The following is a 12088-nucleotide window of genomic DNA, read 5'->3' as shown; positions in this document are numbered from 1 at the left end:
CACCGGCGCCCCCGGCCGGGGAGCCGCCGCCCGAGCCCGTGGCCGAGGAGCCGGTCGTGCCGGCTCCACCTCCGCCAATTCCCAGGCCGCCCAAGCCGCGTAAGACCGAGTCGCCGGCTGCCAGGTCGGCACAGATCCAAGTCGAGGCTTCCGGCCCGCCCGCCGGAATGGCGACTGTCGACCAAGCTCCGGCCCCGGCTCCAGCACCGGGACCGCCGGCCGAGGCTTCCCTGACGCTTCCCGATGTTCGGGCAGCCTACCTGAGCAATCCGCGTCCCGCCTATCCCCTGGCCGCCCGCCGACGCGGCCAGGAAGGGGTGGTGGTGCTGTCCGTCCGGGTGGGCGAGGATGGAGCGGTTCGGGAGATTGCGGTGGCCCGCGGTTCGGGGATCGGATCTCTGGACACCGCGGCCTTGGAGGCCGTCAGGGTCTGGCGGTTCAAGCCGGCCCATCGCGGCGGGCGGACGGTGGAGGCGCTGGTCGAGGTACCGATCCGCTTCAGCCTGGCGGGTACCGGAGAAGGGTAGCGCCTTCGTCTTGTGATTTCCTCTTCAAGGCATGACGATAATTGCGAAATTGAATCGTTTTTGGTTGGTTTTTGTCGTAATTTATCTGATAATGAATTCAGGGATGGGGTTCGACGGAGGAGTGACGACCGCTATGACGGTTGTTGATCGCGGACCCGCAATTGTTTCCGGCCCTGGTTCGGCGAGTGGACCGTTTATGCCCTGGTCCGAGGCGTTCAGCCTGGGCATCCGGGTGCTGGATAACGACCACCGCCAGCTTTTCGACATCATCAACAGTTTGCATGACGCGGTGCATCGCCAAGCCGACCAGAAGATGGTCGGCGCGATCCTCGACGCTCTGGTCTCATATGCGGAAAGCCACTTCGAGCGCGAGGAAGGCTACCAGGAACGTTGCGGCTATCCCCGGCGCATCGAACACGGCATCGAGCACAAGCGCTTCACCGGCGTGGTCTACGGCCTGAAGCGGCAGTACGAGCGTACTCCGGAAACGGTGGTGGGGCGCGACGTCCTGGCCTTCCTCAAGGCTTGGCTAGAGAAGCATATCCTCGTCGAGGACATGGCCTTCGTGCCCTACCTGCGGGGCGAGAAGGGCGGCTCGGCCCGCAGTCCGGCCATGCTCGCCGCCGGCGCGGCTCAGGTGGCCGTGAACGAGACGGTACCGGCCGACAAGGCCGAGATGCTGCGCCGTTGCGCCGAGATCCTGCGCGAAGGCGGCTATCCGGCCTTCGTGCTGGAGGAACTGCTCAGGAAGGGCTGACCTGCCCAAGGTACAGGGCGTGGAGATAAGCCCCGTAGCCGGCCAGGAACAGCAATCCCCAAAGCCTCCCCAGGCGACCGCCCAGCAAGGTGGGCGGCAGCAGGACGGCGGTTGCCGCCAGCATGACCCAGGCATCGAAACCCATGATCTCGGGCGGCACCGGCAAGGTGCCGAACTGGGATGCCGTGCCCAGGATGAGCAGAAGGTTGGAGATGTTGCTGCCCAGGATGTTGCCGACCGAAATGTCGGTGCGCCCGCGCAGGGCCGCGACGACCGAGGTCACCAGTTCGGGGAGCGATGTTCCCCCCGCCACTAGGGTAAGGCCGATCACAGCCTCCGAAATCCCGAAATCACGGGCGATGGCAATGGAGGATTCCACCAGCAGCCGCGCCCCGCCCACCAGCAGTCCCAGGCCGGCGGCTATGGCCAGCAGGATGGCCCCGAGGCTGCGGTAGGGCGCTTCCAGGTCCTTCGCCTCGGCATCCGATAGACGCTCTTGGCGGTATGTGTGGAACCCAATGACCGCGAGCAGGCCCAGCATGACCAGCCCCTGGCCCCAGCGGATAGCGTCGGACGTCCATCCGACGACCAGGAACAAGGCGCTGGCCGCCAGGGCGAGACCGATGTCGCGCAACGTGGTGCGCCGTGCCAAAGGTATCGGGGCGACAAGTCCGACCATGCCGAGAACGAGCAGGACGTTGATGATATTGCTGCCCACCACGTTGCCGACCGCGATGCCGGACGACCCCGCCAGGGCGGCATCGACACTGACGAACAACTCGGGCGCCGAGGTGCCGAATGCTACCACCGTGAGCCCGATCAGCAGCGGCGTCACCCCGAGCCTTTGCGCCAGGGACACTCCGCCGCGCACCAGGAACTCGGCGCCGATCACCAGCAGCAGAGAACCGACGGCAAGCAGAAGGTAGGTCACGGCGCGTTCAGTCGGCGTTGACGAAGGCGGGATCGCAGTACTGGCCCTTGGCCTTCAACTTCTTGCACAGGTCCTGGGCGGCGGCCTTGTCGGGCAGCGGACCGGCCTTGAGCCGCCAGAAGGTGCCCTTGGGCAGGTCCTGCTTGCGGATTTCCGGCTGCAACTTGCCCAGCAGCGCTGCGTGGGTCTTTTTGATCTGCTCCCAACCCTTTTCCGCTTCCTTCTGGGACTTGAAGGAGGCGACATGGACGCCATGCTGGGGCCCGGTGGCCTTGCCCTTGGCCTTGCCGGCGGCGGGCTTGGCGGCTGCCTTGGCATCCGGCGCCTTCTTGGCCGCGCCCTTGGCTGCCGGGGCGGTCGTCCGGGGAGCCGGTTCGGCCGCCTTGATCTGGGCGGAGGCTGCCTCGATGGCACTCCGCTCCCGTTGAAATTCCTCGGGCGTCACCAAATCGCCCTTGCGCAGGAACTCGAGGCGATGGGCCGCCTCGGCCGCCTGGGTCATGGCCTTGATCGGAGCCGGTGCCTCGGCGATGGAGACCGGTGCCGCCGGTACCAGGGCGTCCAGGATCATGGCCCGCTCGGCGCTCTGCTGTTCCAGGGTGATGTTGCGGGTTTCCAGGGATCGCGCCAGGGCCTTCAGACGGCCGACGATCTGGTCGGTTGCCGGCACCGGCCGGTCCAGTCCGGCCGCCGGCGGGGGGGCGGTAAGGGGCAGCAACGCGCCGACGTTGGCTTGGCGCCGGGCCTGGAATTCGTCCGAAGTGATCAATCCCTGGTCCTTGAGGGCTGCCAAGGTCTTGAAGCGCGACACCACGTTGAGATCGCCGCCCGCCAGAAGGATGTCGCCGCCGCTGCCGGCCGCCGGCAGAACGGCGCCCTTGCGGCCCATGACCGCCGCGCCGGCCGCGGCGCCACTCACACCGCCGCCCTGGGCGCCCGGCCGGGCCCCATTGGGCATCGGGGGCAGCATGCCGCCCATGGAACTGAGGACCCCGCCGCTGTCCAAAAGGGTCAGATGGCTGGTCGCCACGTCGTTGAGGGGGCGAGCGACGGTGCCATTCCAGGGAATCAGGCGGATCTGGCTACCGGGCCGTTGGGCCAGGACGCCTTCGTACATCTCGCGGGCCCGCGCCGCTTCGCCAAGGGCGTGGTAGATGACGCCCATGCCGAACTGGGCATAGGCGTTCTTCGGATCGCGCTTCAGGGCACCCTTGAAGTAGCGTTCGGCCAGCACCAGATCGCCCTTGGCCAGGGCCGCCAGTCCCAGGTCGGTGGCTTGCGCACCACCCCCGATGGGGCCGCCGGCGAAGAATCCCGGTCCGCCGATCTCGTCGCTGAGATAGCCTCCGCAAGCGCTGAGGCCAATCGCCACCGCGACCGCGATCCCGATCCGCCCCAATCGTCCGCTCACGCTTGGCTCCCCCCACATCTACGGTGGCTCCCCCATATTACCCACAACCGCTGCCGCCGTCACGCCGAAAGCCGTGAGTCAGTGCTTCTTCTTGTCGTCCTTTTCCCCGTCCTTCTTCTCCCCATCCTTCTTTTTGTCACTGGCCGACTCGTCGAGCTTCAACTCGCGGCAGCCGAAGACGCTGGCGAACGGCAGGCGGCTCATGGAACCGCTTCCCATCTTCTTGGCGCCGGGGACGATGAACACTTCGTCGGCCATCGCCTTGCCCAGAGCCCGGTTGATCGGAGCCTTGAGGCGCGGGCCGGCCTCGTCGACGTCCATCTCCCGGTCGGGGCGCAACCGGATCGGCCGGCGGTGCAGTTCGGTCAGGGCCGCGTCGTTGACTCGCGGGGTGAGGCTGCAGATCTTCGGAACGTCGTCGGATGTCAGGGTCTTGATGACCAGAGTGACGGTCACCATGGACTTCCGGAGTCCGTCGGCCGATTCCACGGGCGCCATCAGCGACGCGAGTTGCAGGTGCTTCGGGCCGGGACGGCGCCAAGCCAGGGTATCCTCCTTGTCGGTGCCTTTTTCCACCTTCTTGGCTTCGGGCTTCTTGTCCGAGGCCTCGGCCGGCGCGACGGCCAGCGACAGGGCGGCGAGAGCCAGTATCCAGGAGCGCATGGTCATCAGTCCTCCGTGAAGGGGCGTATCGTATGTCCGTGATTGAGCGGGCCGTGCCCGTGGCCGAAACCGGGGGCGGTCCGGATGGCTTCGATCACGTAGCGCCGGGCGCGGGCCACCGCCGTCCCGACCGCCATTCCCTGGGCGAGACCGGTGGCGATGGCCGAAGCCAGGGTGCAGCCGGTACCGTGGGTATTGCCGCTGTCGATGCGTTCCTGCTCGAAGGTGGCGATCACCGCCCCCCCTTCGGCCAGGATATCGACCAGGCGGGTTCCGGGCAGATGCCCGCCCTTCAACAGCACCGCCCGCCCGCCATTGGCCTGGGACAGGTCGACGGCGGCCCGTGCCGCCTCGTCAGGCGTGGCGATGGAGTGGCCGGCCAGGACCTCGGCCTCGGGAAGATTGGGCGTGAGCAGGGTGGCGAGCGGCAGCAGGCGGCGCTTCAGGGCCGCCACCGCCTCGTCCTGAAGCAGCAAGGCTCCGCCCTTGGCCACCATCACGGGATCGAGCACCAGCGGAATGCCGGGCGTCCGGGCCTCCAGAACGTCGGCCACCGCCTCGATCACCGGTGCCCGGTGCAGCATGCCCAGCTTAACGGCGTCGGCGCCGATGTCGTCGAGGACCAAGATCATCTGCCGGGCGACGAAATCCGCCGGCACTTCGTGAATGCCGAACACGCCCCGGGTGTTCTGGGCGGTCAGGGCGGTGATGGCCGTCATGGCGTAGCCGCCCAGCGCGGTCACCGTCTTGACGTCGGCCTGGATGCCGGCACCGCCTCCGGAATCCGAGCCCGCGACGATCAGGACCCGTCCCTTCATGCGGTTGCCGCCACCATTTCCACCGCCGCCACGATGTCGTCCACCACGGCGCGGACCCGGTCTTCGTCCTCGCCTTCCGCCATGACGCGGATCAGAGGTTCGGTACCCGACTTGCGGATCAGCACCCGGCCGGTGCCCGCCAGTTGTTGCTCGCCGACCGCGATGGCCTGCTTGACCTTGGCGTCCTCAAGAGGCTGCCCGGTGCGGAAGCGGACGTTGCGCAGTACCTGCGGCAAAGGATCGAAGATGCGGCAGACTTGACTGGCCGGCTTGCCCTGCTCGACCAGAACGGCGAGCACTTGCAGCGCCGCGATCAGGCCGTCGCCGGTGGTCGAATAGTCGCCCAGAATGATATGTCCCGATTGCTCGCCGCCCACATTCTGGCCCTGGGCGCGCATTTGCTCGACCACGTAGCGGTCGCCCACTTGGGTGCGGTGCAGGGCCAAGCCCTGTCCCTTCAGGCGATTTTCCAGACCGAGGTTCGACATCACCGTGGCGACCAGGCCGCCACCCTTGAGCCGGCCGGTCCGGTGCCAATCCAGTGCGATCAGGCCCATGATCTGGTCGCCGTCGATCAGGCTGCCCTTTTCGTCGGCGATCATCACCCGGTCGGCGTCGCCGTCCAGCGCGATGCCCAGATCGGCCTGCACTTCGGCCACCTTGCGGCACATCGGACCGACCTGGGTGGAGCCGCAGTCCTTGTTGATGTTGAAGCCGTCGGGTTCGACGCCCAAAGGAATCACTTCGGCCCCCAGTTCCCAGAGCACGTCGGGCGCCACCTTGTAGGCTGCGCCATTGGCGCAGTCGACGACGATGCGCAGGCCGTCCAGGCGCAGACCCTTGGGAAAGGTCTGCTTGACGAATTCCATATAGCGCCCCAACGCGTCGTCCAAGCGGCGGGCGCGGCCCAGTTTGGCCGGCATCGCCAGATGCTCGGCGGTGCCGTTGTCCATCAACGTCTCGATTTCGATCTCCACATCGTCCGATAGTTTGAAGCCGTCGGGGCCGAACAGCTTGATGCCGTTGTCCTGGAAGGGATTGTGGGAGGCCGAGATCATCACCCCGAGATCGCAGCGCATGCTGCGGGTCAGCATGGCGATGGCCGGGGTCGGCATGGGACCGACCAGGATCACGTCCATGCCCATGGACACGAAGCCGGCCTGCAGGGCAGGTTCCAGCATGTAGCCCGACAGGCGGGTATCCTTGCCGATGATGACCCGGTGGCGGTGTTGGCCGCGGGTGAAGTGGCGGCCCGCCGCCATGCCCACCCTGAGCGCGGTTTCGGCGGTCATGGGCTCGGTGTTGGCGGTGCCGCGGATGCCGTCGGTGCCGAAAAGCCGTCTGGTCATGGTCGTTCCCATCCCTGGTCGTCGGGGACTCATACCAGATCGAGGGGCACGGACGCCAGAGACGCCATCCTGCGAATTGGTATAGACTGCGGTCATGGACCGCGAAGATGTCGAAATCAAGGTCACGGGACTTTTCAAGGCTTTCGAGGAAAACCGGGTGCTGCAGGGAGTCGACCTGGAGATCCGGCGGGGCGAGATCGTCGCCCTGGTGGGCGGGTCGGGCTGCGGCAAGACGGTGCTTATCAACCACGTGCTGGGCCTGCTGGCGCCCGACGCGGGCCAAGTCATGGTCGCCGACCACGGCCGGCCCGGCGCGCCGCTCACCGACCTGGGCGCCCTGGACGAGGCGGAACGCGACCGCATTCATACCCATTGGGGGGTGGTGTTCCAGCGCAACGCCCTGTTTTCCGGGTCGGTACTGGACAACATCGGGCTCTGGCTGACCGAGGTGCGCAACCTGGCGCCCGAGGGCATTCCTCCCATCGCACGGCGGGTACTGGATGCGGTGGCGCTGCCGTCGGACCCCGCCTTCCTCGACAGTCCCGTCGAAGGCCTGTCGGGCGGCATGGCCAAGCGGCTGGCCATCGCCCGCGCGCTGGCCATGGATCCCAAGGTCATGTTCTACGACGAGCCGACCACCGGCCTGGACCCCACCAGCGCCACCCAGATTCAGGACTTGATCCTTGCCACCCATCAGGCGGACGGCGGCTTTCGCACCACCGTCATCATCACCCACGACAAGGATCTGTTGCTGCGCCTGGCTCCCCGCGTCGTCATGCTGCATGAAGGACGGGTCTTCTTCGATGGCCCCTTCGCGGGCTTCCACGGCTCCGCCTCGCCGGTCATCCGCCCTTATTTCGACCTGATGCCCGTCCTGCATGGCGGCCCCGGGGGAGCCGTCTGAATTCGTCGTTTTCAGCGGGAATGTAAGGGTTGCGAACGAGTTCCGGTTTGGGCAGATTTCACAATGTATTCACGCATAATCCGGCGTGGGGTGGAAAAGCACGAACGGTTGTTTCCGGCGATTGTGGGAATCGCCTTCGCGGCGGCGGATTGGGGCGCCGCCGCGAAACTTCCGCCCGCGAGAATCCCGGACGACTTCCGGCGAATCCCGATCAGAAATTGGTGATGGTGGTTCTCTGCTGCTGTACCGCCGCTTGGTGAAGCGCGTAGCGACTCAGGTCGGTGGCGATCAGCAAGGTGGCGACGACGGTCAGCATGGCGACCACGCCGATCGGCTCGCGCAGGCGATGCCAACCGGGACGGTGGTCGTGAGCGCCGAAGATTTCGGCTTGGCCCCGGCCGCCCGGAAAGAAGGGGCGCCGGGCTTCCTGCAGAAAATCCCCGCCGATGGCGCCGAAGTCGCGCCCGACCGAGGTGTATTCCATGACGAAGGGGGCGAAGAGTCCGGCCATGAAGATCACGGCCGCCGCCAACCCGCCTACCGGTGAGAATCCGCCGTTCAGGGCGATCCCGGCGAAAGCGCCCGAAACGACCACTCCGATTCCGTCGATGAAGAACAACCAGCGCATAAGCTCCGCTCCAATTCACAAGGCCGATTCTAGAGCGGCGACAGACGCCGCGCCATTCCTGCCTGTCGCGGGCGACGGCTGCGATCAAGTCCTTGAGCATCGGGGCGGGGAGGGGAAGGAAGGTACACGCCCCGGGGTCACGGAGGGGAAGGGGGAAGGTGAGGGTGTGCCCCCGGGGCGCATATTCCTGTTTTCGTCTCGGACGGGGACCGGTGGGAAAGTGGCCGCTCCTCGTGTTGACCAGGACATCCTCGCACAATGGAGGGCGTCTTGAAGTGACCGGGGTCACAGGGCCGTCAACGCTTCACGGGACAGATGTGATTGGGCCCGTTCTGCAGGAGCTGGCGGGTCAGATCCTCGAAGGACAGGGCGTTCTCGCCCGGCTCCGCCTGGGCGCCGTAGCCGTAGCCCATGGGCGAGGTCTTTTGGGGTGTGTAGAAGGCCTTGCGCCCGTCCAGCCACGACACCTTGGCCCGCGTGCTCGTCAGGTCGGCGGTCCAGATTTCCGTTTTGGCGTCGCCGGCCCAGGGCTGTTCGTTCAGCCAGTTGACCGCGCAGCCGATGTCGTCGAACTTGAAGACCTTGCGCTTCGGCCCGCCGCGCACCTGGGTGGCGAAGCGGGCATCCGCGATGGCCATGGTGCAAAGGGTGCAGATATCGCGATCCCACTTGATCTCTTCCGGTCCGGTGGCCTCCTTGCCGTCGCAGGCCGTGATGACCAGCAGCAGGACGGCCAGGAAGTGGAACGGGACCTTCATCGCTCTCTCCGGAACGGGCGTTGCAAAGCGGGCCGCATGGTGAAATGATTTAGGGACTCCAAGGAAAAAGGGCAACCGTCGTTTCGTGTTGGCGACCCTGGGCATCGCGATCTCGGTCGGGCTTCTCAGCAGCCTGCACTGCCTCGGCATGTGCGGCGGCATCGCCGGGCTGTTGGCTGCCAGCCTGCCGGGCGAGGTCCGCCACCGCCAGGGCGTCCTGCTCGCCTACTTGGCGGCTTACAATGCCGGCCGCCTGACAACCTATATGGCCGCCGGCGCCGCGATTGGCGCCTTCGGCACCGGTCTGGTGCAGATCGCCGGCCAGGGCTACGGATTCCTGCTGGTCAAGGGCCTGGGCGCCGCGGTGCTGGCGGCCATCGGCCTCTATATCGGGGGCTGGCTGCCGGCCCTGGCCCTGGTCGAAGGGGCCGGGGTGCCGCTCTGGCGCCGCATCGAGCCCTGGGGCCGCAGGCTTCTGCCCGCCCGCAGCCCCGCCCAAGCCTTCCTGCAGGGAGTGGTGTGGGGCTGGCTGCCCTGCGGCCTGGTCTATACCTCGCTGCTCTGGGCCTTTTCGGCCGGGGGGGCGGCCAACGGGGCGCTGGTCATGCTGGGCTTCGGTCTGGGCACCCTGCCGGCCATGATGGGTACCGGCCTGGTGTCGCGCCGGCTGTTCGACATGCTGCGCCAGCCCTACCTGCGTCAGGCGGCGGGAATCTCGATAGTTCTTGTCGCGGCGGCCGGCCTGATTTATTCAGGAACGATTGGCGATGCCATCTGTTCGGCCCTTGGACCCGTGCCATGAGACATGCTGACGCCTTCGACCAGCTTTTCGTCGGCAACTCCCCCGAGTTGCAGGCGGTGCTGCGCGCCGCGCGCCTGGCGGCGGCGGTCGATGTGGCCGTGCTGATCCAGGGCGAAAGCGGCACCGGCAAGGAACTGCTGGCCCAGGCCATCCATCGCGAAAGTCGCCGCGCCGCCCGGCCTCTGGTGACCATCAATTGCGCGGCCCTGCCGTCGGAACTGGTGGAATCCGAACTGTTCGGCCATCGCAAGGGCGCCTTTACCGGCGCCGGCACCAGCCATCCCGGCCGGGTACGGGCCGCCGACGGCGGCACCCTGTTTTTGGACGAGATCGGCGAACTGCCGCTGGAAGCCCAGGGCAAGCTGCTGCGTTTCCTCGATTCCGGCGAAGTGCAAGCGGTGGGCGATACCCGTCCGGCGCGCGCCGACGTGCGCCTGGTGGCGGCGACCAACCGGGACCTGCACGATCTGGTGGATGGGGGCCTGTTCCGCGCCGACCTCTATTACCGGCTCAACGTGGTGCCCTTCACCCTGCCGCCGTTGCGCGAACGCACCGGCGACTTGGCGCTGCTTATTCAGGTCTTCGCCCAACGGGCGGCGGCGCGCCACGGCAACGAGGCGCCGCGCTTCACGCCCGAAGCGCTGGCGATGCTGAGCCGTCACGGCTGGCCCGGAAACCTGCGCGAGTTGAGGAATCTGTGCGAGCGCATGGCGGTGCTGCGGGCCGGCATCCCGGTAAGGCCCGAGGACCTGCCGCCCGAGATGCGGGGCCGCGAAGCCGGAGCCCCCGGCTTGGCACTCGGCCTGCCGGAATCGGGCATCAGCTTGGTGTCGGTGGAACGGGACATGATCCGCATGGCCCTGGAAAAGGCTGGCGGCAACCGTTCGCGGGCGGCACGCCTCTTGGGGCTGACCCGCGATACCCTGCTTTATCGCATCAAGAAGCACGCCATCCAGGCCTGAGCTTCCTTCATCCTTCGATTTCACGCCGGCCGGCCAGCAGGTAGACGGCTTCCTCGTAGGTGCCTTCGCGGCACAGGTCGTCGTAGCAGACCCAGAAGCGGCCATTCGGGACCAGATGGAAATCGACGATGCGCGTCTTGTCGCGCGGGGGCTCGAATTCGGCATCGGGTTCGCCGGCCTCGCCGTGGCAGTATTCGGCGCCCGGCGCCTCGCCGCCATAGCCGTCGGCCGCCCCCAGGCGGCAGAATAGCCCGTCGATCGGCGGTTGGTTCTCCCAACGGGGCGTCGCCATGACGATCCTCCATTGCATAGCATTCCTGATTCAATCTTGGTTCGGCAGAGCCTTCGGGCAAGGGCCGGCAAGGGGAATATGACGTGCCATCGGTGTAATAATAACGGTCAATCGATGCGGCAGGATGGAATAACCTGGCGATAGCCATGCCGAAAATGCGGATAAGGTTTGCAAAAACGGAAGGGTGACGCTAATATCAGGACAACTACGGACCGGTGGGGACCGGGAGGACGTAGGCAGAGGACAGCGTCTGGTGGACCACCGTAGCGGTGGGGGGAGGATACCAGACCAGAAGAGGCGGGGTGCGCACCCCGCCTTTTCTCGTTCCGGCCCTTTTGCGTGCATATGACATTAAAGCGGCCGATTATCGCGCTCACGAAGGCGCAGCCCCAGGGCATGCTCATAGGATTTCCGGATGAATTCTCCCAGGTGGCCATTGTCCCCGCGAAACACCTTATTGTCGTTAATGATGGTCGAGATGTCTCTATAGGATACGAGATATCCCCTGACTGCCTGGGGATATAGCGCATCTGCTAGGGGCGGCGGTCTCGTAGTAGGTCAGAATGCCACCTCGACAGCTTCCTTGACCAGGCACAAGGCCTGGCGAAGGGCGTCGTTCATCCCGTCCGCCCGAAAGCCCGGCCAGGGGTGGCGGCACGGTCAGCGCTTCAGGTCTCGGTGGAAATTCTCGTGGGCGCCGAGAGCCAGGAGTTCGAGGATGTCGTCCTCCGGCTGCGTGTAAGCCAGCAGGCAGAGCCGATCGACCATCCGGAACTTGAATACCCGGACACCGGCAAGATCGCCGACCTTCGCATCCCCTAATCGCGGGTTCCGGGCGATCTCGCGGACAGCGCCGTCAAGGGCGGCCTTCTGATTTTCATGAAGCCGTTTGACCGCGCGGGAAAAGGTCGGCGAGACGACGATCCGCATCAGCCGAAACGATACTCTTCGGTTGCCGTTTCCTGTCGGGAGATCAGGATATCGCGGATCATGGCGAAGGGCAGGTCCGGGTTTTCCTCGGCGATCCGGCCGACCTGCGCCCAGTATTCGATCTGCTTGGGCACGGAACGGTGCTGAACCCGGCCGTGGAGACGGGCCTGTTCCATCAGGGATTCCGAGAGTTTGACGTTGACGGCCATGGCTGCCTCACTCGTGAAGTTGGTTCCAGTATAGCCCGGAACGGACCAAAACGGAACCTGAGCTTCGGGGGGAAGCCTCCGGAAATGGCAAGGGACCGCGGAAAATCCCTGCGGCAAGGGTGCCTGGGAACCGGGCGTTCGCACAGG

15 protein-coding genes are annotated in these 12088 nt (G+C 66.3%); 5 read left to right on the top strand and 10 right to left on the bottom strand.

The window, feature by feature from the left end:
* Window positions 1-527 (top strand): energy transducer TonB (locus H7841_08845; protein ID MEO5336987.1); only part of this gene is annotated, 527 nt, incomplete at its 5' end.
* Window positions 528-723: 196 nt separating this feature from the next.
* Window positions 724-1284, top strand: coding sequence for a bacteriohemerythrin (locus H7841_08840; protein MEO5336986.1), 561 nt, complete (start codon window positions 724-726; stop codon window positions 1282-1284).
* Here the strand turns inward: H7841_08840 and H7841_08835 are convergent.
* The 5 genes from H7841_08835 to glmM form a co-directional block, all read right to left on the bottom strand.
* Window positions 1271-2215 (bottom strand): calcium/sodium antiporter, encoded by a 945-nt coding sequence (locus H7841_08835; GenBank protein ID MEO5336985.1) that lies wholly within the window; start codon window positions 2213-2215, stop codon window positions 1271-1273. The genes H7841_08840 and H7841_08835 overlap by 14 nt on opposite strands.
* 7 nt (window positions 2216-2222) lie before the next feature.
* Entirely contained in the window at window positions 2223-3626 is a 1404-nt protein-coding gene (locus tag H7841_08830) for an SPOR domain-containing protein (GenBank protein MEO5336984.1), read from the bottom strand.
* 78 nt (window positions 3627-3704) lie between these two features.
* The gene (locus H7841_08825) at window positions 3705-4295 is read right to left on the bottom strand and encodes a hypothetical protein (protein ID MEO5336983.1); all 591 of its coding nucleotides are present in this window, start codon (window positions 4293-4295) and stop codon (window positions 3705-3707) included.
* Window positions 4295-5107, bottom strand: coding sequence for a bifunctional hydroxymethylpyrimidine kinase/phosphomethylpyrimidine kinase (gene thiD, locus H7841_08820; protein MEO5336982.1), 813 nt, complete (start codon window positions 5105-5107; stop codon window positions 4295-4297). Before thiD ends, H7841_08825 begins: the two co-directional genes overlap by 1 nt.
* Complete coding sequence (glmM, locus tag H7841_08815) at window positions 5104-6456, bottom strand: phosphoglucosamine mutase (protein ID MEO5336981.1); 1353 nt, start codon at window positions 6454-6456, stop codon at window positions 5104-5106. Before glmM ends, thiD begins: the two co-directional genes overlap by 4 nt.
* A 94-nt stretch (window positions 6457-6550) precedes the next feature.
* Here glmM and H7841_08810 point away from each other — a divergent pair, with 94 nt between their 5' ends.
* A complete protein-coding gene (locus tag H7841_08810; GenBank protein MEO5336980.1) occupies window positions 6551-7360 on the top strand; it encodes an ATP-binding cassette domain-containing protein in 810 nt (269 codons plus the stop codon).
* Between the two features lie 211 nt (window positions 7361-7571).
* On the opposite strand, the gene H7841_08805 is transcribed toward H7841_08810, so the two are convergent.
* Both H7841_08805 and H7841_08800 read right to left on the bottom strand, forming a co-directional pair.
* Window positions 7572-7988 (bottom strand): hypothetical protein, encoded by a 417-nt coding sequence (locus tag H7841_08805; GenBank protein MEO5336979.1) that lies wholly within the window; start codon window positions 7986-7988, stop codon window positions 7572-7574.
* A 296-nt stretch (window positions 7989-8284) separates the two neighbouring features.
* Window positions 8285-8746 (bottom strand): nitrous oxide reductase accessory protein NosL, encoded by a 462-nt coding sequence (locus H7841_08800; protein MEO5336978.1) that lies wholly within the window; start codon window positions 8744-8746, stop codon window positions 8285-8287.
* Between the two features lie 85 nt (window positions 8747-8831).
* Between H7841_08800 and H7841_08795 the strand changes: the two genes are divergently transcribed.
* Both H7841_08795 and H7841_08790 read left to right on the top strand, forming a co-directional pair.
* A complete protein-coding gene (locus tag H7841_08795; protein MEO5336977.1) occupies window positions 8832-9548 on the top strand; it encodes a sulfite exporter TauE/SafE family protein in 717 nt (238 codons plus the stop codon).
* Window positions 9545-10510, top strand: coding sequence for a sigma-54 dependent transcriptional regulator (locus H7841_08790; GenBank protein ID MEO5336976.1), 966 nt, complete (start codon window positions 9545-9547; stop codon window positions 10508-10510). Before H7841_08795 ends, H7841_08790 begins: the two co-directional genes overlap by 4 nt.
* 7 nt (window positions 10511-10517) lie before the next feature.
* On the opposite strand, the gene H7841_08785 is transcribed toward H7841_08790, so the two are convergent.
* The 3 genes from H7841_08785 to H7841_08775 form a co-directional block, all read right to left on the bottom strand.
* Window positions 10518-10802, bottom strand: a complete 285-nt coding sequence (locus H7841_08785) for a hypothetical protein (GenBank protein ID MEO5336975.1) — start codon at window positions 10800-10802, stop codon at window positions 10518-10520.
* A 660-nt stretch (window positions 10803-11462) separates the two neighbouring features.
* Window positions 11463-11732, bottom strand: a complete 270-nt coding sequence (locus H7841_08780) for a type II toxin-antitoxin system RelE/ParE family toxin (protein ID MEO5336974.1) — start codon at window positions 11730-11732, stop codon at window positions 11463-11465.
* Entirely contained in the window at window positions 11732-11941 is a 210-nt protein-coding gene (locus tag H7841_08775; GenBank protein ID MEO5336973.1) for a ParD-like family protein, read from the bottom strand. The genes H7841_08780 and H7841_08775 overlap by 1 nt, the downstream gene beginning before the upstream one ends.
* Between the last annotated feature and the right edge of the window lie 147 nt (window positions 11942-12088).

It is taken from the genome of Magnetospirillum sp. WYHS-4, assembly GCA_039908345.1.
Lineage (GTDB): Bacteria > Pseudomonadota > Alphaproteobacteria > Rhodospirillales > GLO-3 > JAMOBD01.
The sequence above is the reverse complement of the archived record's forward strand: the minus strand, read 5'-3'. Positions and strand labels throughout refer to the sequence as shown.